This window comes from Bogoriella caseilytica, assembly GCF_003752405.1.
GTDB classification, from domain to species: domain Bacteria; phylum Actinomycetota; class Actinomycetes; order Actinomycetales; family Actinomycetaceae; genus Allobogoriella; species Allobogoriella caseilytica.
Genome location: NZ_RKHK01000001.1, coordinates 195733 through 219865, shown reverse-complemented (window position 1 = coordinate 219865; position 24133 = coordinate 195733). Strand labels below are relative to the sequence as shown.

20 protein-coding genes are annotated in these 24133 nt (G+C 70.2%); 17 read left to right on the top strand and 3 right to left on the bottom strand.

Annotated features, from left to right (window positions below):
* Positions 1-40: 40 nt before the first annotated feature.
* Together serA and EDD31_RS00965 are read right to left on the bottom strand one after the other, a co-directional pair.
* Complete coding sequence (gene serA / locus EDD31_RS00970) at positions 41-1255, bottom strand: phosphoglycerate dehydrogenase (protein ID WP_123302516.1); 1215 nt, start codon at positions 1253-1255, stop codon at positions 41-43.
* Between the two features lie 16 nt (positions 1256-1271).
* Complete coding sequence (locus EDD31_RS00965) at positions 1272-3611, bottom strand: HelD family protein (protein ID WP_245990715.1); 2340 nt, start codon at positions 3609-3611, stop codon at positions 1272-1274.
* A 169-nt stretch (positions 3612-3780) separates the two neighbouring features.
* On the opposite strand from EDD31_RS00965, the gene EDD31_RS00960 reads away from it, so the two are divergent.
* The 3 genes from EDD31_RS00960 (at position 3781) to EDD31_RS00950 (ending at position 6513) form a co-directional block, all read left to right on the top strand.
* The gene (locus EDD31_RS00960; protein ID WP_245990713.1) at positions 3781-4755 is read left to right on the top strand and encodes a proteasome assembly chaperone family protein; all 975 of its coding nucleotides are present in this window, start codon (positions 3781-3783) and stop codon (positions 4753-4755) included.
* A 60-nt stretch (positions 4756-4815) separates the two neighbouring features.
* Positions 4816-6156 (top strand): MFS transporter, encoded by a 1341-nt coding sequence (locus tag EDD31_RS00955; protein WP_123302513.1) that lies wholly within the window; start codon positions 4816-4818, stop codon positions 6154-6156.
* A 153-nt stretch (positions 6157-6309) separates the two neighbouring features.
* A complete protein-coding gene (locus EDD31_RS00950) occupies positions 6310-6513 on the top strand; it encodes a cold-shock protein (protein WP_123302512.1) in 204 nt (67 codons plus the stop codon).
* A 124-nt stretch (positions 6514-6637) separates the two neighbouring features.
* Here the strand turns inward: EDD31_RS00950 and EDD31_RS00945 are convergent, their stop codons facing one another.
* Complete coding sequence (locus tag EDD31_RS00945) at positions 6638-7561, bottom strand: spermidine synthase (protein WP_170163139.1); 924 nt, start codon at positions 7559-7561, stop codon at positions 6638-6640.
* A gap of 39 nt (positions 7562-7600) precedes the next feature.
* Between EDD31_RS00945 and dinB the strand changes: the two genes are divergently transcribed.
* From dinB to EDD31_RS00875, 14 genes are all read left to right on the top strand, one after another.
* A complete protein-coding gene (gene dinB / locus EDD31_RS00940; protein WP_123302511.1) occupies positions 7601-8854 on the top strand; it encodes a DNA polymerase IV in 1254 nt (417 codons plus the stop codon).
* A gap of 49 nt (positions 8855-8903) precedes the next feature.
* A complete protein-coding gene (locus tag EDD31_RS00935) occupies positions 8904-9284 on the top strand; it encodes a DUF3040 domain-containing protein (protein ID WP_170163138.1) in 381 nt (126 codons plus the stop codon).
* A gap of 364 nt (positions 9285-9648) precedes the next feature.
* The gene (gene mraZ / locus EDD31_RS00930; protein ID WP_123302509.1) at positions 9649-10080 is read left to right on the top strand and encodes a division/cell wall cluster transcriptional repressor MraZ; all 432 of its coding nucleotides are present in this window, start codon (positions 9649-9651) and stop codon (positions 10078-10080) included.
* 174 nt (positions 10081-10254) lie between these two features.
* The gene (gene rsmH / locus EDD31_RS00925; RefSeq protein ID WP_123304937.1) at positions 10255-11280 is read left to right on the top strand and encodes a 16S rRNA (cytosine(1402)-N(4))-methyltransferase RsmH; all 1026 of its coding nucleotides are present in this window, start codon (positions 10255-10257) and stop codon (positions 11278-11280) included.
* The gene (gene ftsL / locus EDD31_RS00920) at positions 11277-11702 is read left to right on the top strand and encodes a cell division protein FtsL (RefSeq protein ID WP_123302508.1); all 426 of its coding nucleotides are present in this window, start codon (positions 11277-11279) and stop codon (positions 11700-11702) included. The genes rsmH and ftsL overlap by 4 nt, the downstream gene beginning before the upstream one ends.
* Complete coding sequence (locus tag EDD31_RS00915; RefSeq protein ID WP_123302507.1) at positions 11699-13471, top strand: peptidoglycan D,D-transpeptidase FtsI family protein; 1773 nt, start codon at positions 11699-11701, stop codon at positions 13469-13471. The genes ftsL and EDD31_RS00915 overlap by 4 nt, the downstream gene beginning before the upstream one ends.
* Positions 13472-13473: 2 nt before the next feature.
* Complete coding sequence (locus EDD31_RS00910; protein ID WP_123302506.1) at positions 13474-15045, top strand: Mur ligase family protein; 1572 nt, start codon at positions 13474-13476, stop codon at positions 15043-15045.
* Positions 15042-16490 (top strand): UDP-N-acetylmuramoyl-tripeptide--D-alanyl-D-alanine ligase, encoded by a 1449-nt coding sequence (locus tag EDD31_RS00905; protein ID WP_123302505.1) that lies wholly within the window; start codon positions 15042-15044, stop codon positions 16488-16490. The genes EDD31_RS00910 and EDD31_RS00905 overlap by 4 nt, the downstream gene beginning before the upstream one ends.
* Complete coding sequence (mraY, locus tag EDD31_RS00900) at positions 16487-17596, top strand: phospho-N-acetylmuramoyl-pentapeptide-transferase (RefSeq protein ID WP_123302504.1); 1110 nt, start codon at positions 16487-16489, stop codon at positions 17594-17596. The genes EDD31_RS00905 and mraY overlap by 4 nt, the downstream gene beginning before the upstream one ends.
* Positions 17593-19086, top strand: coding sequence for a UDP-N-acetylmuramoyl-L-alanine--D-glutamate ligase (gene murD, locus EDD31_RS00895; protein ID WP_123304935.1), 1494 nt, complete (start codon positions 17593-17595; stop codon positions 19084-19086). The genes mraY and murD overlap by 4 nt, the downstream gene beginning before the upstream one ends.
* Positions 19083-20453, top strand: a complete 1371-nt coding sequence (locus EDD31_RS00890; RefSeq protein WP_123302503.1) for an FtsW/RodA/SpoVE family cell cycle protein — start codon at positions 19083-19085, stop codon at positions 20451-20453. The genes murD and EDD31_RS00890 overlap by 4 nt, the downstream gene beginning before the upstream one ends.
* The gene (gene murG, locus EDD31_RS00885; RefSeq protein ID WP_211336019.1) at positions 20446-21597 is read left to right on the top strand and encodes an undecaprenyldiphospho-muramoylpentapeptide beta-N-acetylglucosaminyltransferase; all 1152 of its coding nucleotides are present in this window, start codon (positions 20446-20448) and stop codon (positions 21595-21597) included. Before EDD31_RS00890 ends, murG begins: the two co-directional genes overlap by 8 nt.
* Positions 21594-23000 carry a UDP-N-acetylmuramate--L-alanine ligase gene (gene murC / locus EDD31_RS00880; protein ID WP_123302502.1) on the top strand — a complete coding sequence of 469 codons (1407 nt, stop codon included), beginning with the start codon at positions 21594-21596 and terminating at the stop codon, positions 22998-23000. Before murG ends, murC begins: the two co-directional genes overlap by 4 nt.
* Complete coding sequence (locus EDD31_RS00875; protein ID WP_123302501.1) at positions 22997-23977, top strand: cell division protein FtsQ/DivIB; 981 nt, start codon at positions 22997-22999, stop codon at positions 23975-23977. The genes murC and EDD31_RS00875 overlap by 4 nt, the downstream gene beginning before the upstream one ends.
* Positions 23978-24133 lie beyond the last annotated feature (156 nt).

Below are 24133 nucleotides of genomic sequence, written 5' to 3'. Positions count from 1 at the left end.
CGGCGTTTTTCTTGCTCCGGTACCTCGAAACGGGTAGTGACTACCGACCCTGAATGGGCAGTACCCGCAGGCGCAGGGTGTCTTCCATTTCCCGGATGGCCGCGACGGCCTCCACGGGCAGCTCGGAGCTGATGTCGGTGATCACGTAGCCGGTCTCACCGCGCGTGCCCAGGATCTGGCCCTCGATGTTGGCGCCGTGCTCGGCAAAGGTCTGGTTCACCAGGGCCAGGACGCCGGGAGTGTTGCGGTGGATGAAGGCCAACCGATAGCGCCCGGACTCGGAGTCCGGGAGCGTGAGTCGCGGCAGATTCACCGAGAGGTCGGTCGACCCGGTACCGGCATAGCGGGCTAGTTTGCCCGCCACGAAGTTACCGATCGACTCCTGTGCTTCCTGGGTGGAACCGCCGACGTGGGGAGTGAGGATCACGTTCGGGAGGCCACGGAGTTCGGAGTCGAAGGCATCTCCCGTGCTGCGAGGCTCCGAGGGGAAGACGTCGATCGCTGCACCGGCGATCGCCCCGCTCTCGATCTTCTCCCGCAGAGCCCCGTAATCGACGAGGAAGCCTCGCGAGAGGTTGAGGAAGACGGCCCCCGGCCGCATGGCCTCGAATTGCCGACGGCCGAACATGCCGGCGTTGCCCGACCGCCCGTCCACATGCAGCGTGACAATGTCGGCCGTGGAGAGTAGATCGTTCAAGCTCGTCATCCGCCGGGCATTGCCCAAGGCGAGCTTCTCGGCGGTGTCATAGAAGACCACCCGCATGCCCAGTGCCTCGGCCACGACCGAGAGCTGGGTGCCGATGTTGCCGTATCCGACGATCCCTAGAGTCTTGCCCCGCACCTCGAAGCTGCCGGCGGCAGACTTGTCCCACACGCCGGCGTGCAGCGCCTTGTCGCGCACCGTCAGACGGCGCAGCAGGGCGATGATCTCAGCGATGGCAAGTTCGACCACCGAGCGGGTGTTGGAGAAGGGTGCGTTGAAGACCGCGATGCCGCGTCGCGTGGCGGCAGAGAGGTCGATCTGGTTGGTGCCGATGCAGAAGGCCCCGATGGCCACCAGGGAGGGATGGGCGTCCAGGACGCGCTCGGTGACCTGGGTGGTCGAACGAATGCCGAGCACGTCCACGCCGTCGAGTGCGCCGATGAGCTCGTCCTCGCTCAGGGCGCCGGCATGGCGGGTGATCTCCAAGCCTGAGCCAGCCAGGATCGGATCGGCGTTGGGATGCGGATTCTCCAGCAGCAGGGCGCGAGTCACGGCGCCTATCGTCCGCCTACTCGGGCCGGGCTGTCGAATCCGTCTCAAGACCTGCTGGAAGGTCGCCAGCGTGGACCACGTGCAATCGGCGGGTCGGGCGGGTCATCGCGACGTACAGGTCGCCGGCGCTCCGCCTGAGCATCTCGGCCGGCTCCACCAACACCACCACATCGAACTCGAGGCCCTTCCCCTCCACGGCGGTGAGGACGGCCGCTCGCGCGTCCAGCGAAGTGCCGCCCTGGGTGAAGGCCTGGGCGGATCGCGGTTGCGTCCGCAGCTCTGCGGCCAGGTGCGCCACCCGGTCCTGAGCGCAGAGCACCGCGAGCCTGCCGGCCCCTGCACCGAGTTCGTCGTCCAATGCGGACAGTTCGTGCGCCACGACCTCGGCGACGGCTTGTAAGAGCCCTTCAGCGCTGGGCCCACCGCTGTGGGTGACGGCCAAGGCCCCCGGCAGGTCGCGCGCCGCGGTCACCGGGTACGGCGGTGGCGAACCGGCAGCCGAGACCACTGCGACCGCGGAGTCCAGCACCGTGGCCGGCGTGCGATACGAAATCGTCAGGACGGCCTCGCGCACACCCCCGCCGGCGCCGCTGAGGAGTTCTCCCCACGAGCCCGGCTGCCCCGGCGCGCTGCGCTGGGCCAGATCGCCCACCACGGTCATCGAGCGGGTCGGGCAGCGGCGCAGCAGCGCGCGCCACGCCATGTCGGTGAGTTCCTGCGCCTCATCGACCACGATGTGGCCGTAGGTCCAGGTCCGGTCCTCTGCGGCACGCTCAGCGGTGGTCAGGCGCGGGCCGGTGGCGGCGAAGCGCCCGGCGAGCATCTCCGCCGAGACGATGCCTTCGCCGAGATCCTGCGCTTCGATCGCTTCCGCAGCGAACTGCACCTCCTCCTCCCGGCGGCGGCGCTCCTGGCTGGCGGCCCGGGCCGACTCCGCGCCCTCGTGACCTCCTAGAAGCTCCGCGAGCTCGTCGAGGATCGGTATGTCGGACTCGGTCCAGGGCGCCCCCTTGTCCCGTCGGAGCAGCTCCCGGTCCCGGGCGCTCAGGCCCAGTCCGCGCGCATGGTGGGCCAGCAGGTCCGGGCGGGCATAGAGCCGTTCGAGCAGGTCATGGGCGGTGGTGGGCATCCAGCAGAGGTTGACCGCACGGCGAACCGCCGGCGTCGATCGCAGATCCTCCTGGAGCCAAGCGCGGTCCTCCGCGTCGAAGGTCTTCTCCTCGTCCTCGCCGCCCCGCTCCCGGCCGCGCGCCCGGCCGTACTGCCGCATGAGGTCTTCGAGCATCGTCAGGGCGAAGGTCTCGCGCGCCTGGTTGTGCGGGTAACCGGTTCGGCGTGCACGAGAGATCGCCCGCCGGACCGCCTCTGGCCGCAGCTCAATGGTGACGCCCTCGACGTCGAGCTTCTGGGTCTCGCTGGGGACGCGCTGCAGCCCGCGCACCGCTCGCTCGGCCAGGCGCGCCATGGTGGCTCGGCCCTTGAGCTCAGCGACCTCGGGCCGGTCGTGGCCACGGGCGGTGGTGCCCGGCAGGAGTTCGGCCATCGTCGTGGTGACCACATCGGTCTCGCCCAGGGAGGGCAGCACCTGCTCGATGTACCGCAGGAACGCGCGTGAGGGGCCGACCAGCAGCACTCCGGAGCGTTCCAGGCGAGAGCGGTGTTCGTAGAGCAGGAAGGCCACCCGGTGCAGGGCCACGGCGGTCTTGCCGGTCCCGGGTCCGCCTTGAACCACCAGCACGCCATCGAGGGGGGAGCGGATCACCGTGTCCTGCTCCGATTGGATCGTCGCCACGATGTCGCTCATCCGGCCCTCGCGTGCAGCCGCCATGGCCGCGAAGAGCGCCCCCTCCCCGGCGAGCGAGCCGACATCGGCGGCAGCCTCGCCATCGAGCAGTTCATCCTCCAGGCTGACCACCTCGCGCCCCCGGGTCATGAGGTGGCGACGCCGGATGACCTCCCCGGGCTGTGCTGCCGTCGCCTGGTAAAAGGGCTGAGCGCTCGGGGCGCGCCAGTCCACCAGCAGCTGACGGCGACCGTGCGGCTCGGACAGGCCGATGCGCCCCACATACCGCGGGCGCTCGCCCTGATGCAGGTCCAGCCGGCCGAAGACCAGCCGGTTCTCCACCGCCTCGAGTCGGCCCAGGGCATCCTCGTAGTGGGCTGCGAAGGCATCCCGCTCCGAGCGGTTCTGGTGGGTCCCCACGGCCCCCGTGCTGCGGACGTCGGTCAGACGCTCCCGGTAGGTGGCGCGCAGCTCATCGAGCCGTCCATACACGGCGTCGACCTGCTGCTGCTCCCGCGCGATGGCCTCCTGGAGGGCCTCGGCCGGACGGTCGGTGCTGCGGGGGCCAGTCACTGCGGGCGCCCTCCTCGTCGTCGGTGTACCCGTTCTCTCGCCGAGTACGGCCATCTATTATCAGCCACCGGACACGCCTTGTGGCGCGTGGTGCGCGCGGAATGATCCGGCCGGGATCATGGTTACCTCCACAGCACCAGTGCCAGCCAGCTTGGGAAGGAGCGGAACTGTGCGCGACCCTCGAGATCTCTACACCGCAAACGACGGCGCCCTGGAGAATGGCGATGTACCCGTGTTGGTGCACGCGCTGCGCGGCTCGCTGGATGCTGGCCACGCCGGAGAGCTGGTGGCCCGCCACCTGCTCGGCGAACTCCCGGCGCGCCGGGTGGCGACCTTCGTGGCCGACGAACTGATCGACTACCGCTCCCGCCGTCCGCAGCTGACCTTCGAAGACTGGCGTTTCACCGACTACGACGAACCGGTGATCGCTCTGGACCGACTTGATGACGGTGCCGGCAAGGAGTTCCTGCTCCTGCATGGCCTCGAGCCCGACCTGCAGTGGGACCGCTTCACAGCCGCGATTCTCGATCTTGCCGGCCAGCTCGGCGTCCAGCAGGCCATCGGCGTGCACGGCATCCCGATGGCCGTGCCGCATACGCGCCCGGTCTCCGTGACGGCGCACGCCTCGCGTGACGGCCTCATTGACCCCCAGCGTCACCTGATGGGCCGGATCAAGGTGCCCGGGAATGTCGCTGGCCTCCTCGAGCTCCGTCTGGGCCGGGCCGGGTACGACGCGCTGGGCTTCGCTGCGAACGTGCCGCACTATCTCGCGCAGAACGAGTACCCCCAGGCCGCCGCGGCTCTCGTGCGCCAGATCGCCGCCTCGGCCGGGGTTGCACTTCCCGTCGAGGAGCTGGAGTCCGCTGCGGCCCGCACGGTGGAGGAGATCGAGGAGCAGGTTGCGCGTTCAGGGGAGGTCGGCGCCGTGGTGCGCGCCCTGGAGCAGCAGTACGACACCTTCATGGAGTCATCCGCCGAGCCCGGTCAGCGCAATCTGCTCACGGAGCAGACAGTGCCCGGAGCCGATGAGATCGGTGCTGAACTCGAGGAGTTCCTCGCCGGGCTCGCCCACGAGGAACCGGTCGAGCCGGAGGATCCCGGGCCGCACGGCAGCATGCCGCAGGGAGATCCCCGCGAGGGCTGACCGCCTCCGCGGCACGACACTCACCGACTCTGCGCCGCGCACTCTGCAAGGATCAGCGGGGTGAGACCTTTCCAGGCGCCTGCTCCCCGCCGGCAGGCGGCGCTGGTCTGGTCGGCCGCGCTGACCGGCTACGTCATTGCCGTCACGGCGCGGACCTCCTTCGGAGTCAGTGGCACCGAGGCGACCGAGCGTTTTGAGATCAGTGCCTCGGTGCTCTCGCTCTTTGCCATCGCTCAGCTCGCCGTCTACGCAGGAGCGCAGGTGCCCGCCGGGCTGCTCCTGGACCGCCTCGGCTCACGGAAGATGATCGCCGCGGGTGGGGTTCTCATCGCGGCCGGCCATCTGCTGCTCGCCTTCGCACCGACTCTCACGCTGGCCGTGACCGCCAGGGTGCTGGTCGGGCTCGGCGACGCCGCCACCTTCGTCTCTGCCCTGCGTCTGCTGCCGGCATGGTTCCCCGCCCATCGCGTGCCCATGCTCACCCAGCTCACCAGTCAGGTCGGTCAGCTGGGGCAGATCATCTCTGCGGTGCCCTTCCTCGCCGTGCTGGTGACCATCGGCTGGGCGCCTTCCTTCACCGGCCTGGCGGTACTCAGCGCGGTCGGGGTGATCACCACGCTGGTGCTGGTGCGAGATCAGCCGCCGGGCGCGGTTCCCCGGCAGGTGGACCGCTCGGGTCGGGTGCCGGTGAGCGCGGTGCTGCGAGAGCCCGGAACCTGGCTGGGTCTGAGCACGCACTTCGTCACAGGTTTCGCTCCCATGACCTTCTTGCTGTTGTGGGGGGTGCCCTTCCTCACTGATGGTCAAGGCCGCACGGCGGGGGAGGCAAGCGCGCTGCTGGTGACCGTCACTCTGGGTGGATTGGCCGGAGCACCCTTGGTGGGATCATTCACCGCGCGTCATCCGCTGCGCCGATCATGGATGGCGCTCGCCGTTGTCGGCCTGACGGTACTGGCCTGGTGCCTGGTGCTGGTGTTCCCGGCGCCGCGGCCGCTGTGGCAGCTGGTCTTCCTGGCGCTGGCTCTGGGATTGTGCGGACCGGCATCGATGATCGGTTTCGACTTCGCGCGCAGCTTTGTGCCCGCACCGCGCCTGGGCACGGCCACTGCGCTGGTCAATGTGGGCGGCTTCACCGGCGCCGTGGTGGCGATCTTCCTCATCGGGGCCGTTCTCGATCTCGCCCACGCTCACGGAATCAGAGATCCCGACGCCTACCGGCTCGCCATGAGTTCCCAGGCCGTCCTCTGGCTGGTCGGGATCGCCGCGATCGCCGTCACCCGGCGCCGTGCACGACGCCGCATGGCGGCGCTCGGGATCCATGTTCCACCGGCTCGCGGAGTGCTGCGGCGGATGCTGCAGGACCTGTGGAGCGACATTCGGCGTCTATGGTCTGGTCGCTAGCGCCGAACTCTGACATGATGAAGGCGTTGCATCTGCGTTTCCCTGACGAGCGGTACGGGCCTGCCAGGCCCCAGCAAGGAAGTGGGACGAGTTTTGCGGCGAGAGGAGGTCAGGCACACGGCCTGACCCACCGACGTCCCGGAAGGACAATCAATGGCACAGGGAACCGTGAAGTGGTTCAACGCCGAAAAGGGCTACGGCTTCATCGAGCAGTCGGCCGGCGGCGCTGACGTCTTCGTGCACTACAGCGCGATTCAGTCTGACGGCTACCGCTCCCTCGAGGACGGTCAGGCCGTGGAGTTCGACATCACGCAGGGCCCCAAGGGCCCCCAGGCTGAGAACGTGCGTATCGCCTGAGGCGAACCACCCTCAATCTTTACTGAGAGGCCCCCGTCGCGTCGTGCACGCGATGGGGGCCTCTCGCTGTCTGCTCTCGCTTTCAGGCCGGGACTGCGCGGTCTCAGTTCGGGACTGCGCGATCTCAGGATGCTGGGGGCGCGACCGCGGCGGGAGTCTCCGCTCGTTCGCCAGGCGTCGCCGGCGCCCGGCCGGGGCGGTCCTGGGTGGACGCGGCCCCGGCGCGGAACCGGTCCAGATCATGGCCCGTCATCAGTCCCGCCGGCAGCGGCAGGCGCCGCAGCCCGCGTTCGATCTCGGCGACGGGGAGTCCAGTGCTGGCGGCGGCGAGCACGACGTTGCCGTGGCGGCGCCCTCGCCGGATGCCGGGATCGGTCACGGCGAGCACCTGGCCAGGTTCGGCACCGAAGGCCTGCTGGAGGGCGGCGATCTCCGCCCGCACATCCACCGCGGGCGGGCGATGTGCGGCGTTGACCAGGTACAGGCCCTCCGCTCCGAGCGCGGCCCGTGCCGCCTGGGCAGCCTGGAGAGTGCGCGCGGGCCGTGGCACCTGCGTGCCGGCAAAGACGTCGCGCACCATCACCTGCCACGCTCCAATCCGCTGACCCTGCAGCACCTCGCGAGCATCGCCGACACGGATGCGGAGCCGCGGTGAGCGCGGAAGGTCGAACCACTCGCGGACCAGGCCGGCCAGCTGCCCGTCGAGCTCGACGGCCACCTGACTCGAACCCGGACGGGCCGCGTCAATTGCCCGGGGGAAGGCGCAGGCCGCCCCGCCCAGGTGCATGACGCGCAGAGCGCCGGAGGGCATGGTGGCGTCGAGGATGACGCGCATCTGTTGCATGTACTCGAAGACCAGCCGCGCTGGATCGCGGAGATCCAAGGCCGAGCTCTCCGCGCCGTCCAGGAGCAACGTCACCTCGTCGGGGCCATCCCAGCGTAGTTCCGCAGTAGCCAGCGAGGTCGGGACCGGTGTCGTGGGCAGGTGCGATGATGACGAGGTCCGAGCGGACGATCCCGTGCCACGTTCTCGTCTGCGTCCGGCCATCCGCACACGTTATCGTCCGAGACCGCGTCAGGAGGATCGATGAGCCGAGCTCCCCGGTCTGCTGCGGCCCGCCGCTCCTGGGGCGAAGACGACACCGGCTGCACCATTCTCCATCTCGACATGGACGCCTTCTTCGTCGCGGTCGAGCTGCTGGACCGGCCGGAGCTGCACGGCCGCCCGGTGATCGTCGGGGGACAGCAGCGCGGCGTGGTCGCCGCGGCCTCCTACGAAGCGCGTCGTTATGGGATCCACTCGGCGATGCCCGCCTCCCGCGCCCGAGCGCTCTGCCCCGACCTGGTCGTGCTGCCCGCCCAACGGGGCCGTTACGTCGAGGTATCCCGGCAGGTGATGCAGATCCTGTCCGAGGTCACCGAAACGGTCGAGCAACTCTCCATCGACGAGGCCTTTCTCGACGTGCGCCCGGCAATCCGGCGGATGGGGCCTCCGACCGAGATCGCCCGGTGGCTCCGCCGAGAGATCCACACCCGTCTCGACCTCCCGGCCTCGGTAGGGCTGGCATCGACGAAACACGTGGCCAAGCTGGCCTCCGCCCATGCCAAGCCGGACGGTCTGCTCCTGATCCCCGCGGCGGCCACGGTGGACTTCCTCCACTCCCTGCCCGCCGGGGCGCTCTGGGGCGTGGGGGAGCGAGCGCAACAATCCCTCGCCGCTCACGGCATCGAGACGGTCCGCGACATCGCCCACACCACTGAAGGGGAGCTGCGCTCCATCCTGGGCGCTGCTGCCGCACGTAAGCTGCTCGACCTCGCCTGGGGGCGTGATCCACGCCCGGTACAACCCGGGCGCGAGGAGAAGTCCATCGGCACGGAATCGACCTTCCCGCAGGATGTCAGCGATCGCGCCGAGCTGGGGCGTGTGCTGCTGAGCCAAGCGCATGCGTGCGCCGCGCGACTACGCAAGGCAGGCTTTGCGGCACGACGGGTGGCCATCAAGGTGAGGTTCCCGGATTTCACCACTCTCACCCGCTCACGCACCCTGGCGGATCCCACCGACACCGCTCACGATCTGCACGGCGCCGCGATGGAGTTGCTGGCGGCCGTGCAGCTCCCGCGTGGCGGCGTGCGCTTGCTCGGGTTGCGCGCCGAACAGCTGCAGCATGCCGATGTCGGAGTGCAGATGGCGCTTGATTTTGAGGAGGGAGCGGACTCCGCTGCGGCCGAGCGTGCCATGGACGGGGTGCGAGCGCGCTTCGGCAATCAGGTGCTTCTCCCTGCGTCCCTGCTCACGTCGCGCCGTTCGACTACCGCGGATGCCTCCGGCGACATATCCTAATGAGACCCTGGCTATCCGCCGGCGGGTCGCCGCACGAAGGAGGTGCCCAATGCCTCTCTCCGAGTACGAGCAGCGCATGCTCGACCAGATGGAGGAGCAGCTGCGCTCTGACGACCCCAAACTCGCGAACACCCTCGCTGAGCGTGCACGCCCCTCGGCGCGCCGGCTCACCTTGGGAATCGTCCTCTTCGCCCTAGGCCTCATCGCCCTGGTCAGCGGCGTGGCGACGCAGCTCGTGTTTGTGGGAGTCCTGGGCTTCGTGGCCATGCTCGGCGGTGTCCTGCTCGCGATGAGCACGGGTGGTTCGAGTTCGGACGGCGCGGCTCCCGAGGCCGACCAGCAGCTCAAGCCGAACAAGCCGAAGCCCTCCGGTGGCTTCATGCAGCGGCAAGAAGACCGCTGGCAAGAGCGGCGTCGCGACCAGCAGTAGGCGGGCCGCACCGCTCCAGTCACCCAGCAGCCGGTGGCCCACTCGGGTCACCGGCTTGTTCTTTGCCCTGATGCTCCACCTCCCTCCACTGCGGCATCGCCGGTCCCCCCACTTCCCCCCACCACGGCGCTCTGCCCTGCCGTGACCCCCGGCGCAGTGGGGTGTCGCCGCCGTCGACGTCCCGATCTGGTGACGTCCGTCCCCGCTGGGGTCGATTCTTCCTCCACCTCGCTCCACCAGCATCTACCTGCACTTTCGCCCGCGACACGCCCACTTTCTCCCGCATGACCGGGGACAGGGGGAGGGAAGTGGAGTACTGTGGGGCGAACGGGAAGATCGCGGAGTCGACAGGAGGTGATGAGTCGTGTTTCTGGGCACCTTCGAGCCCCGCCTGGATGACAAAGGCCGGCTCATCCTTCCGGCGAAGTTCCGGGAGAAGCTCGCCGCTGGCGTGGTCCTGACCCGTGGTCAGGAACGCTGCCTCTACGCCTTCCCCACGCGCGAGTTCGAAGAGATGCATGACCGCCTGCGGCAGGCACCGGTGACGTCCAAGCAGGCGCGGGACTACTTGCGCGTGTTCCTCTCCGGCGCGATGGACGATCAACCGGACAAGCAGGGCCGCATCACCATCCCCGCCAACCTCCGCCAGTACGCCGGTCTGGATCGGGAGCTCGCCGTGATCGGCGCGGGTACCCGCATCGAGATCTGGGACTCCAGTGCCTGGGACACCTACCTCAGTGCGCAGGAGGAAGCCTTTGCCGAGACCGCCGAGGAGGTGGTTCCCGGCCTCTTCTGATGACCGCACTGGCGCGATCTCCCCCGTAGGGCGAGGTCTCCCCCCGCACTCTGACGCACTTCCCCGGCGCCAGAGAGCAGGCGGAGGGAGTCCTGGTCGGGCGGTGGAGGGCCGCCCGACCAATCCCGTGACATGCAGCAGTCCCCGCCCACGGCGGCCAACGAGGAGTCAGTGATGAGCGAGCAGGCAGGTGACCGCCCCGAGGGCGTCCCCCGGCCGACCTCGGCACGCCATCTCCCGGTTCTGCTCGAGCGCTGCCTGGATCTGCTCGCACCTGCTCTCGACGGAGATGCCGCGGTCCTGATCGATGCCACCCTCGGCCTGGGTGGTCACACGGAGGCCGCGTTACGTCGCTTCCCGCACCTACGCGTCGTCGGTATCGACCGGGACCCGCAGGCACTTGCCCTCGCCGGCGAGCGCCTGCAGGCGTTCGGCGACCGCTTTGTCCCTGTACGCGCCACCTACGACCAGATCGACGAGGTCGCCGCCCAGTACGGCAACGACGGGCGTGTCCACGGGGTGCTCATGGACCTGGGGGTCTCCTCCCTCCAGCTCGACGAGGCCGAACGTGGCTTTGCCTACGCACAGGACGCGCCCCTGGACATGCGCATGGATGCCACCGACCCGGACACCCCTACGGCGGCCCAGCTCCTCGCCCTGAGCGACGAAGGTGAGTTGCGCCGGATCCTGCGGGTCTACGGCGAGGAACGGTTCGCCGGCCGGATCGCCGCGGCCATCGTACGGCGCCGGGAATCGGCTCCCGTGCAGCGCACCGGCGAGCTCGTCGAGCTCGTGCGGGACTCGATCCCGCACGCCGCTCGGCGCACGGGCGGCAACCCCGCCAAGCGCACTTTCCAGGCGTTGCGTATCGCCGTCAACCGGGAGCTCGAGGTGCTCGAACTGGCCATGCCCCGCGCCGTCGAGGTGCTCGCTGTCGACGGCAGGATCGTGGTGGAGTCCTACCACTCGCTGGAGGACAAGACCGTCAAGGCGGCCCTGACGCGCGGCTCGCGCAGTTCCGCGCCGCCGGGCCTGCCGATCGAACCGGAGCAGAACCGCCCGTACCTCGAACTCCTGACCCGCGGGGCCGAAGGCGCCGACGAGGAGGAACTGGCCCGCAACCCGCGCGCCGCCTCGGTGCGCCTGCGGGCCGCCCGCCGGATCCGCGCCACCCCCGAGCACCTGAGGAGGGTCGCATGAGCGCTGTCCCCGCCCACCCCCGCAGCGCCGCCGAGCGCGCCCACCCCAGCCGCACCGCTGCCCCCACTCCCCGGGCCACGTGGCGGCCCAGCCTCACCGTGGTCGCCAATCCCACGGCGCCACGCTCCGTGACGCCCTTCCTCCTCCTCTGCACGGCGATCCTGGCCGGAGCCATGCTCGTGGTGCTGCTGCTGAACACGCAGATGGCGGCCACCGCCTATCAGATCCGCCAGGAACAGCTCTACCTCAATGAGCTCGGCGAGGCCGAAGCCTCCCTGCGTGAGGACGTCGAGCGGGCAGGATCTCCGGCAGAACTCCGCGAGCGAGCCGAGGGTCTCGGCATGGTCCCCGGTGAGGATGTGCACTTCGTGCGACTCAGCGACGGGAGCGTGCTGACGGGAAATAGTGGAGGCGGCCGGTGAGCGCGCGCTCCGCGGTGCGCGCGATGGACACCCGGCGCCGGGTGGCTCTGGCACTGGTGCTGGCTGCCCTTCTGGTCTTCGGAGGGCGGCTCGTCCAGATCCAAGCCGTGGAGGGTCCTGTCCTGGCCCAGGAGGCCCAGGATCTGCGCACCCGGACCACCACGCTCGCTGCGCCGCGAGGCGAGATCCTTGATGCCTCAGGTGAGGTGCTGGCCACCTCGGTGACCCGGTACAACGTCGGTGTCAATCAGCAGCTGGTGCGGGGCTTCGTCCCCTCGGACCCGGACCTGGCGGAGGAGATCGGCAGCGGGGCTGCCGCAGCGGCCGCTCTGCTCGCTCCCGTGCTCGGGGCCGACCCCCATGAACTGGGCGCCCGGATGGTGGGGGAGTCGACCTTCGTCTACCTCGCGCGCGGCCTGACCCCCGCCGAATGGCGGGAGGTGAGCAACCTCGGCATCCCCGGCATCGAGCCTGAGCGCACGTCAGAACGCGTCTACCCCAATGGCACCACCGCCGGCAACGTCATCGGGTACGTGGGCCGGGAAGGGCACGGCCTCGCGGGCCTGGAGCTGACCATGGATGAACTCCTCACCGGCGAGGACGGTTACCGCACGGTGGAGATCGGCAAGCTCGGCGAGGTCATCCCGACCGGACTCCGGGAGGAGGTGCCCGCTCGCCCCGGTGCCAGCGTGCACAGCACCATCGACCGCGACCTGCAGAACGTCGCCCAAGAGGCGATCGACTCCGCCGTCGCCGAGCATGGTGGGCAGTGGGGGGCACTCATCGTCGAGGAGATCGGAACGGGCCGGGTGCTCGCGCTGGCCGACTCGGGATCCGTGGATCCCGGGAACTACCAGGCCTGGGATCCGGAGGACCGGGGATCGCGCGCCATCTCCACGCCCTACGAACCGGGCTCCACCGGCAAGCTCCCCACCTTCCTGCTCGCGCTCGAACAGGGCCTCATCGGGCCGGAGTCATCCATGACGGTGCCCGATCGCTACACGACCAGCAACGGACAGACCTTCCGCGACAATGACGACCACCCCACGCTGCGGTTGACGGCCACCGGTGCCCTGCAGATGTCCTCGAACACCGCCACGGTGCAGCTGGCCGAGGCGATGACCGACGCCGACCGTCACGCGATGTTCATGGATCTGGGTTTCGGGGTGCGCAGTGGGATCGAGTTGCCGGGCGAGTCCTCCGGCATCGTGCACGCGCACGAGAACTGGGACGGCCGCACCCGCTACACCACGAGCTTCGGCCAGGGCATCTCCTCGACGCTGCTGCAGAACACCTCGATGGCGGCCACCATCGGCAACGGCGGCGTGTACGTGCCGCCGCGGATCGTGGGCGGCGTGACCAACCCGGATGGCACCTACGTGCCGGCGGAACAGCCCGAGGGTGTGGAGGTGGCCTCCGCCGAGGCCACCGAGGACCTGCTGGCCATGATGGAGTACGTGGTCCACCCCACGGGAACCGGCCCGCAGGGCGCGGTCCCTGGCTATCGCGTCGCTGCCAAGACCGGTACAGCTCAGATTCCCGACGGCGCCGGTGGCCTCGAGGGCCGTCTGGGTTCCTTCGTGGGCGTGGCGCCGGCTGAGGATCCGCAGCTGGCCATCGGCGTCGTGGTCTTCCAGGGCTCAGGTCCTTCTTACGGCGGCACGGTCGCCGGGCCGGCTTTCGCCGAGGTGATGGGTTTCGCGCTGCGCGACAGGGGAGTGCCGCCGTCGACGGAGCCCACTCCCGAGCTGGCCATCGAGGTCGGCTGACGATGGCGCGCCCTCTGGCCGAGGTGATTCCCGGCCTGCCCATCTCGCCTGCCCCCGGCACGCGCGACTCCTGGGCCACCACTGTGGTGGGCGGCGTGCGTGCGGACAACCGGCTGATCCGTCGCGGCGATCTCTTCGCGGGGCACACCGGCGGCCGTGTGCACGGTGCGCTCTTCGCGAGGGCCGCCGTGGCCTCCGGAGCGGTGGCTGTGCTGACCGACGAGGCAGGGCTGACGATCCTTGCCGACCCGGCCTATGCCCTGGCTGAGGGGACGCCGGTGCTCGTGGCTCCGGACGTTCCCGCCGTCCTCGGTCGCCTCGCAGCAGAGATCTATGGACGCCCCGCTGAGCAGCTGCGCACCTTCGCGGTCACGGGCACGAATGGCAAGACCACCACCTGCTACTTCCTGGAGCACGCGCTGGCGGCACTGGGGCGTTCCACCGGGCTGATCGGCACCGTGGAGGTCCGGACCCGGACCCCCGAGCTACGCGCCGTGCCCGCTCAGCTCACCACTCCTCAGCCGGCGGATCTGCAGGCTCTGCTCGCCGAGATGGTCGCCGAGGGCGTGACGGACCTGGCGATGGAGGTCTCCTCCCATGCGCTGGATCTGGGCCGGGTGGACTCGGTGCTCTACGACGTCGCCGGCTTCACCAACCTCACCCAGGATCATCTCGACCATCACGGCAGCATGGAGGGCTACTTTGCTGCCAAGGAGGCGCTCTTCACCCCGCAACGCTCGGCCCAGGGCGTCAGCATGGTCGACGACCAGTGGGGCCAGAGGCTCGCCGCCTCCCGTCCGGCCGGCTACGCCATGAGCAGCGTGGGCACCGACGAGGCGAACGCTGCCGACTGGCAGGTGATCGCTGCGGTCCCGGACGGCACCGGTTCTCGCGTCACGCTCCGCGGCGCAGGACAGGAACTGTGTTTCACCACCGCTCTGCCCGGGGCCTTCAACGTGGCCAACGCCAGCCTCGCCGTGGTGATGCTGCTGGCCGCCGGCACCGATCCCGCCGTCCTCGAGGAGGCGCTCGCCCACGCCGGCGGACTGAGCCCGGTGATCCCGGGGCGGATGGAGCTGCTGGCCACGGCGCCGCGGGTGATCGTGGACTTCGCCCACAACCCCGGAGGCCTCGCCGTCGTGCTCTCGGCCCTGCGAGGCTCCACCGAGGGCCGGCTGCACGTGGTCTTCGGGGCGGCCGGATCCCGCGATGCAGGCAAGCGTGCCGAGATGGCTGAGCTGGCCGTGCGCTACTGCGATGAGGTCACGATCACCGATGACGATCCGCACGACGAGCCCGCCGCGGCCATCCGTGCGGATCTGCTCGGCCCGGCGCGTGCTGCTGCAGCAGGAAGCCTCGTCCGTGAGATTGGTGACCGCCGCGTAGCGATCCGCGCTGCCATCACCGGCGCTGACCCGGCAGACACCGTGCTCATCGCCGGCCGAGGGCACGAAACCGTCCAGGAGATCGCCGGCGTCGAGCACCATCTCGACGACCGTGAGGAAGTCCGCTCCGCCCTGCAGGCGAGTGCCGGCGGTGCAGCCGGCCCGGGTGAGGGAAGATCGTCCCGATGATTGCCATGACTCTCGCCGAGGTCGCCCGAGCCGCCGGGGGCCGGCTCGCCGATCCCGCAGACCCAGCTGCCGAGGCCACGGTCGCCGCCGTCGTCTCGGATTCTCGAGCCGTCACCCCGGGGGCATTGTTCGCCGCCATCACCGGTGCGCGCTCCGACGGCCACGATTTCGTCCCCTCCGTGCTGGAGGCCGGCGCCGTGGGTGCGATGGTCACCCGGGAAGTGCCTGGGGTCCCCGCCGGCCGCCAGATCCTGGTGGCCGATGTGACCGTGGCACTCGGCGCCCTGGCCCGGCACGCGCTCACAGAGCTGCGCCGCCGCCGCCCGGATCTGCGCGTGGTGGGGTTGACCGGTTCCTACGGCAAGACCACCACCAAAGACCTGCTCGCCCAGATCCTCCAGCCACTCGGCACGGTGCTCGCGCCCGCCGGCTCCTTCAACAGCGAGGTGGGGCTGCCCCTCACCGTGCTGCGCGCCGACACCAAGACCGACGTGCTCGTCCTCGAGATGGGCGCGGACGCGGTGGGTGACCTCACCTACCTCACCTCCATCGCACCGCCAGACGTGGCCATAGAGCTCGCTGTCGGCGCCGCGCATCTCCAGGGCTTCGGCAGCATCGAGAACGTGGCAATCGCCAAGGGTGAGCTGATCTCGGGATCACTGCCGGACGCCGTGTGCGTGCTCAACATCGACGACCCCCGCGTAGCCGCCATGAGCGAGCTCGCGGGTGGACGCGAGGTGCTGACCTTCTCGCGTGCCGGGGCGCAGGCCACGGTGCGCGCTGCGGACATCTCGGCTGGGCCTGATGGGCGCGCGAACTTCCGGATCCTCTCGAGCGTGCCCGGTGCCTCCGGGGAGGCCGCTGTCGAGTTGGCGCTGACCGGTGAGCATCAGGTGGGCAATGCCCTGGCCGCGGCGACTGTCGCACTACACCTGGGCGTCCCGCTGCCCGCGGTGGCCACCGGGCTGGCCCTGGCTGAGCCCGCAAGCCCCCACCGGATGGCCGTAGGTGAGCTGGACGGTGGCATCACCCTGATCGATGACTCCTACAACGCCAACCCCACGGCGGTCCGGGCCGCGCTGGCCACCATGGCGCGCATCGGGGCGGGCCGCCGCACCGTGGCGGTCCTCGCCGAGATGCTCGAACTGGGCGAGGCCTCCGCAGCAGAGCACGCCTCGATCGGCGCGGAGGCCGCACGTACCGGGGTGGACCTCCTTGTGAGCGTGGCGGCGCCCGCAGAACTCGGCGCGGCAGCCGAACTCGCCGGCGTCAGCGTGCTGCGAGCGTCGAGCGTCGAGCACGCCGGTGAGCTGCTCGTCCCACATCTGCAGGACGGTGACGTGGTGCTCGTCAAGGGATCGCTGGGCACCGGAGTGTGGCGACTGGCCGACCGGCTCCCCGGCCTCGTGGCCGAGCGCGCAACCCAGGCAGGTGATCAGCGATGATGTCCGTGCTCATCTCCGGAGCCGTCGCGCTCGTGGTGTCCATGGCGGGCACGCCCCTGTTCATCCGGTTGCTGGTGAAGAAGAACTACGGCCAGTTCATCCGCCAGGACGGCCCCACCGGTCACTTCACCAAGCGCGGCACGCCGACCATGGGCGGCGTGGTCATCATTGCCGCCACCGTCATCGGCTACGCCGTGGCCAACATCTCCGCCGGGCGCCTCCCGAATGTCTCCGGGCTGCTCCTGCTTTTCCTCATGGTCGGCATGGGCTTCGTCGGCTTCCTCGACGACTACATCAAGATCTCCCGCCAGCGATCGCTGGGTCTGAGCGAGAAGGGCAAGATTCTCGGCCAGGCGGTCGTCGGCATCACCTTCGCGGTGCTCGCCCTGCAGTTCGCCAACGAGAACTACCGCACGCCGGCCTCCACGCAGATCTCCTTCATCCGCGACACCGGGCTGAACCTGGCCTTCGCCGGTGCCGCCGTGGGGCTCGTGCTCTTCGTGATCTGGGCCAACTTCCTCATCACCGCCTGGTCCAATGCCGTCAACCTCACCGACGGTCTCGACGGCCTGGCCACCGGCACCTCGATGCTCGTCTTCGGTGCGTACACGATCATCACCATCTGGCAGTCCAACCAGTCCTGCCAGTACCTCACCCAGCCCGGACCGGGCTGTTACGAGGTCCGCGACCCGCGCGATCTCGCGATCATCACCGCCGCTATCGTGGGTGCCTGCTTCGGTTTCCTGTGGTGGAACACCTCGCCCGCCCAGATCTTCATGGGTGACACCGGCTCGCTGGCCCTGGGGGCGGCGCTGGCAGGCCTGTCGATCCTGACCCGCACGGAGTTCCTCGCCGTCGTCATCGGCGGCCTCTTCGTGGTCATCGTCTTCTCCGACGTGCTCCAGGTCGCCGGCTTCAAGATCACCAAACGGGTCTCCGGGGAGGGCAGACGGATCTTCAAGATGGCCCCCTTGCACCATCACTTCGAGCTCAAGGGATGGAACGAGGTCACCATCGTGGTCCGCTTCTGGATCATCGCCGCGCTCTGCGCCGCGCTGGGCCTGGGCTTGTTCTACGGCGAATGGGTGGCGGTGACTCCCTCATGAGTGAGCACGGTCGCCTGCTCGACGGCGCACGGGTCGCCGTCGCCGGGCTCGGGGCCTCGGGCCGCGCGGCGCTGGAGGTGCTCGCCACCGTCTCGGGTGCCCGCGAACTCATCGGCTACGACGCTTCCGAGGCTGCGATCGAGTCGGCCCGCTCCAGCGGTGAGGTCCCACCGGGCGTGCGGTGGCATGCCGAGGCCGATGGCGCCCAGCTCGCCGCACGGATCGTGGCGGAGGCACCGGACGTGCTGGTGGTCTCACCCGGCTTCCCGGCCACCGGTCCGCTCCATCAGCGCGCCGCGGCAGCCGGACTGGAGGTCTGGAGCGAGATCGAACTCGCCTGGCGCGTCCAGGCACGGCGCGCGGATGGATCTCGCGCCCCGTGGCTGACCCTGACCGGCACCAACGGCAAGACCACCACGGTGCAGATGCTCTCCTCGATCCTCACTGCGGCAGGTGAGCGCGCGCCCGCGGTGGGCAACGTGGGCGATCCGGTGGTCCGGGTGTCGGCCTCAGGCGCCATCGACGTGCTTGCGGTGGAGCTCTCCAGCTTCCAGCTCCACGCCACCCATACTGTGGCCGCACAGGCCAGCGCCTGCCTGAACCTCGCCGACGACCATCTGGACTGGCACGGCGGCTTCGGCGAGTACCGCGCGGCAAAAGCACGCGTCTACGAACGCACCACGAGCGCCTGTATCTACAACGCGGACGCCCCCGTCACCCGCGAGATGGTGGAGCAGGCCGACGTGGCCGAGGGGTGCCGAGCGGTAGGCACCACCCTCGCGGTCCCGCAGGTCGGTCAGCTCGGGCTCGCCGGTGAGGTGCTGTGCGACCGTGCTTTCGGCGCCCCGTTGCGCGAGCGCCAGCGCGGTGCGGTCGAACTCGCGGAGGTCGCCGACCTGGCGCACCTGGCGCCCGGAGCGGCGCGCACAGCACCGGATCATGTCCTGGCCAACGCCCTCAGCGCCGCCGCCCTGGCCCGCGCGCACGGTGTGCCCGCCGAGGCGGTCAGCGCCGGCCTGCGCGCCATGCAGCCCGGCGCGCATCGCATCGCCACGGTGGCCACCGTGGCGGGCGTGACCTACGTGGACGACACCAAGGCCACCAACGCCCACGCCGCTGCTGCCTCGCTCGGCGCTCTCCCCGACGGATCCGTGGTGTGGGTCGCCGGAGGGCTCGCCAAGGGCGCACAGTTCGACGACCTGGTCGGCGCGTACCGGCACAAGCTGCGTGCCGTGGTGCTCATCGGCCTCGACCGCGCTCCGCTGCGTGATGCACTCGCCCGACACGCGGCTGACGTACCGGTCGTCGAGATCGAGGCCAGCCAGGATGAGGTCATGGCGCAGGCAGTCACTCGGGCAGCGCGGTTCGCTCAGCAGGGCGACACCGTGCTCTTGGCCCCTGCCAGCGCCTCCATGGATCAGTTCCGGAACTACGCCGCCCGCGGCGAGGCCTTCGCGGCGGCGGTCCGGGCCCGGCAGGAGGCCCAGTGACCAGCCTCGGGACCCGGCGTCCCAGCACGCCGCGCCGGCCGGGTGCACCCGCCACGGCACGCGCGCGCAGTACCAGCTCGAAGACGCCAGCGACCACGAAGCAGTCCCGGTCGAAACAGCCCGCCTCGAAGCAGTCCGCGTCGACCCGGGCCGGCGGGAATGCCGAGCAGGCCCAGCACGACGCGCAGGGTGCCCTGAGCTATTACCTCATCGCCGGCTCCTCGGTCCTGCTCGTCATCATCGGCGTCACCATGGTCTTCTCCGCCTCGATCATCGACTCGATGCACGGCAATGAGGGCAATCCCTACCTCGGTGGCCAGCGCCAGATCATCTTTGCCATCGCCGGGATTGTGCTCGGGGCCATCGCCTCCCGCTTGCCCGTGGCCCTGTACCGCAAGCTCGCCTGGCCCGCGGTGATCGCCGGTCTGGCCCTGCAGGCTGCGGTCTACACGCCCTATGGCGTCTACGGCGGCGGTAACCGCAACTCGCTGTGGATCCCGGGTGTCAACCAGATCATCCAGCCCGCGGAGTTCCTCAAGCTCGGTCTTGCCCTCTTCCTCGGGCTGGTCCTGGCCCGTAAGGCGCATCAGCTCCACGACTGGAGGCACGTGCTCGTGCCGGGCGCCCTCATGGCCGGGGTGGCCGCGCTCTTCGTGGTGTTGGGAGGTGACCTCGGCACGATGCTCGTGGTGGTCACGCTGACCGTCGGTGCCTACTTCGTGGCCGGCCTGCCGATGCGCTGGTTCGCCGCGGCGGGCGTGCTGGGATCGGGCGCCCTCGCGTTCTTGCTGATCGCCGCGCCCTACCGGATGGACCGCATCCGGTTCTTCCTGGGCATGGAGGATGACCCCGAGGTCATCGCTCGCCTGGGGTACCAGGTCACCCACGGACTGCGCGCCCTCGGGACGGGCGGTGTCAGTGGAGTCGGCCTGGGAGCCTCCCGTGAGAAGTGGGCCTACCTGCCCGAGGCGGAGACCGACTACATTCTCGCGATCATCGGTGAGGAACTCGGCCTGCTCGGCACTCTCGTGGTGATCCTGCTCTTCGCGGCTCTGGCGGTGGGTCTCTTCCGGGTGATCCGCCGCCACCGGGACCCCTTCGTCCAGATCGCCACCGGGGGTATTGCCGCGTGGATCCTGGGCCAGGCGCTCATCAACATCGGCGTGGTGGTGAATCTGCTGCCCGTCATCGGGGTGCCGCTGCCCCTAGTCTCGGCTGGCGGCTCCTCGCTGCTTGCGACGCTGCTTGCCCTGGGCATCGTGCTGGCCTTCGCACGGGACGAACCTGGAGCCCGCCGCGCCGCCACCTCGCGGCCCTCAGTGGTGGCCCGCTCCCTCGCGGTGATGGGCCAGGGGCGCCGTGGCTGAGCCGCTGCGTGTGCTGCTGGCCGGTGGCGGCACCGCCGGCCACGTGAATCCTCTGCTCGCCACGGCGGTCGCCTTGCGCGAAGAGGGCGCCGAGGTGGCGGCCCTCGGCACGGCCGAGGGGCTGGAGGCCGAGCTGGTGCCGGCCGCCGGGATCGCCCTGCATCACGTTCCGCGCGTGCCCTTGCCCCGCCGCCCCTCGCTGGATCTGCTGCGCCTTCCGGGCCGGCTCCGCCACGCGGTCCGGTCCGCCGGGCAGGCCATGGATGATCTGAGGGCCGACGTCGTCGTGGGCTACGGCGGATACGTGGCGGTGCCCGCCTACCGCGCTGCGAAGCGGCGCGGCCTGCCCGTGGTGATCCACGAGCAGAACGCCCGGCCCGGCATCGCCAACCGGCTGGGAGCCCGCCACGCTGCGGTCGTGGCCCTGACCTTCGCGTCGACACCGCTGGCGGCCAAGCACGGCCGCACACGGACCACAGGGCTTCCCCTCAGAGGGCCGGTGGCCGCGCTGGCCGCTGACCGCACCACCGCCGAGGGAGGCCGACGGCGCCGGGAGCAGGCCGCTGCGGCTCTGGGCCTCGACGCGCAACGCCCCACCCTGCTCATCACGGGGGGCTCGCTGGGAGCACAGCGGATCAACGAGGCAGCCGCCGGGGCTGCGGTGGAACTGCTGGCCGCGGGAGCCCAGGTGCTGCACCTGACCGGCCGGGGCAAGGACGAGGCCGTGCGCCGGAGGTTGTCCGACGCCGGCGCTGCGGGGGAGCGCTACCAGGTACGGGACTACCTGGGCGACATGGACCAGGCCTATGCCCTGGCCGACCTCGTGCTGTGCCGCTCCGGAGCGGGCACGGTGGCCGAACTCGCGGCGCTGGGCCTTCCAGCCATCTACGTGCCCCTGCCCATCGGGAACGGCGAACAGCGGCTCAATGCCGCCGATGTCGTCGCTGCCGGGGGCGGGCGCCTCGTGGCGGACGCCCACCTGGACGCCGAATACGTTGCCAGTGAGATCGCCGCCCTGCTCGCTCAGCCGGCCAGGCTCCAGGAGATGGGGGAGGCGGCGGCGCGTTCGGGGGTGACCGACGGTGCCCAGCGCCTGGTCGAGCTCATCGCGGGAGTGCGACAGACTCCGGGAGAGCGCGCATGAGCGAGCCCTTCCACTTCCTCGGTATCGGCGGGGCCGGCATGTCGGCCATCGCCGAGCTGCTGGCCGCGGCCGGGCACCAGGTCTCCGGCTCCGACCAGGCAGAGGGCCCGATGATCTCCCACCTGCGCCGGCTCGGCATCACTGCCCACGTGGGCCACGACGCCGACCACGTGGCGGCACTCCCGGAGAGCGCCACCGTGGTGGTCTCCACGGCGGTGCGGGAGACCAACCCGGAACTGGTCGCAGCTCGTGCTCGCGGGCTGGCGGTCATCCACCGATCGGCGGCCCTGGCACGGGCAGCCGCGGATCGTGACTTCGTGGCCGTGGCCGGCGCCCATGGCAAGACCTCGACCTCGGCCATGCTCGCCGTCGCCCTGGAGGCGGCCGGCCAGCAACCCTCCTATGCAATCGGGGGCACGGTGATGGGGCGGGGGACCGGAGCGCACCTGGGGCAGGGACGCGCCTTCGTGGCCGAGGCCGATGAATCGGACGGCTCCTTCCTCAACTACCGGCCACGGATCGCCGTGGTCACCAACATCGAGCCCGACCACCTCGACCACTACGGGAGCGAGGAGGCCTTCCGCCGCTCCTTCGAGGAGTTCACCGCTCTGATCGAGCCTGGCGGATTGCTGGTGGCCTGCGCCGACGACGCCGGTGCCGCCGCGCTGGCTCGTCATGCGGCCGCCGCTGGCACCCGAGTCATCACCTACGGCGGCACCGTCGGGCTCGCCGAGGCCCCGGGCATCGAGGCGCACGTCATGCTCGGCGGTGACGGGACGCTCACCTTGCGCCGCCCGGCAGTCTCCGACGCCGTGGCCACACTCCACCTGCAGGTCCCCGGCCGGCACATGCTGCTCAACGCGACCGCGGCATGGACGGCCGGTGTGGAACTCGGAGTGGAACCACAGGCGATGGCTGCGGCGCTCGGTGTGTTCACCGGTACTGGCCGGCGTTTCGAGTCGCGCGGCACCGTGGCCGGGATCCGCGTGGTCGATGACTATGCCCACCACCCCACTGAGATCGAAGCCACCTTGATCACCGCGCGTGAGCAGGCCGGGCGAGGCCGCGTAGTGGCCTTGTTCCAGCCCCATCTCTACTCGCGGACCCAGGCCTTCGCCGAGCGCTTCGCCCAGGCGCTCTCGGCTGCGGATGTCGTCGTCGTCACCGATGTCTACGCCGCCCGCGAGGACCCGATCCCGGGCGTCGACGGCGCGCTGATCACCTCGGAGATCGAGGGCGCACGCTATGTGGCTGATCGTCACGCCGCGGCGAGGACCGTGGCCGATGAGGCTGAGCCGGGAGACCTGTTGCTCACCATCGGAGCGGGTGACGTCACCGAACTCGTGCCCGAGATCCTCGACCGGTTGCGAGGCCGCGAGGAGGCACAGGCGGGCTCAGCATGAGGCCCCCGGCGACTCCCCGCCGTCCCGCCGTGCGATCGGCTACGCCCCAGAGCGCGGTGAAGCCGGCGAAGAAGACCGCGAAGAAGCGTGCCAAGAAGGAGCCGGCCGCGAGAAAGCCTGCGGCCTCGAAGCCCGCGGCGAAGCAGGGCCTGGCCCGGCGCGCGAGCCGGAGCAAGCCCATGGCGCGAGCACGGGATGCTCAGCCCAGTGCGAGGGCAGGGCTCTCGGCGACCGCCCGGGTCAGCCAGGCCTTCCGTGCGCGCCTGGCCGAACGCCACGATGCCGGACGCCGGCTGGCCTGGCGCCGCTCCGCGATCGTCATCGGTGTGCTCGCTGCCCTGCTGGCGGTGGCGTGGGTCCTGCTCGCCTCGTCCTTCCTCGCCCTGGACCGCGAGTCGGTGCAGATCACCGGCGCGAGCGAGTACGTGCCGGCGGAGTCCGTGGAGGCTGCGCTGGCCCCGCACGTGGGCACGCCGCTGTTACGTGTGGACACAGGAGAGATCGCTGAGCAGATCCAGGATCTCGACGCCGTCGCCGACGTCGCGGTCACGCGTTCCTGGCCTGATGGCCTGGCCGTGACCTTGGTCTCGCGCACCCCGGTGGCGGCCACCGAGGACGGCGCGCGCTGGGTGCTGATCGACGCCGACGGTATCCAGGTCGCGACGCGCTCCGAGGCGCCGGAGGATCTTCCCGAGGTCGACGTGCCGCTCGATGAGGCCGGCCGCACCTCGGCTGCAGTCGAGGCGGTGCTGACCGTGCTGGGAGAGCTGCCGGAGAGCCTGCTGGAGCAGGTAGGGGAGGCCGGGGCCACCGGGACCGCCCAGGTGACGCTGGAGCTGAGCAATGGGGCCACAGTCCGATGGGGCAGCGCGGTGGAGAACTCGTACAAGGCCGCCGTCCTTGAGGTGCTCCTGGAGGAACGCAGCGCCTCATACTACGACGTCTCGGTGCCGAGCAGCCCTGCCACGCGCCCCTGAGACGAGCCGCAGGGCAAAGTCCACAGATCCGGGCACCAACACACCCCCCGAGGTGATTGCCCGCCTGGCATGCGGCACTTAGCGTCACGGGTGGCAGATATGACATAAGTCTAACCCTCAGCCTGAGCTTGAGGGTTGAGTGACACTCCACGAGAG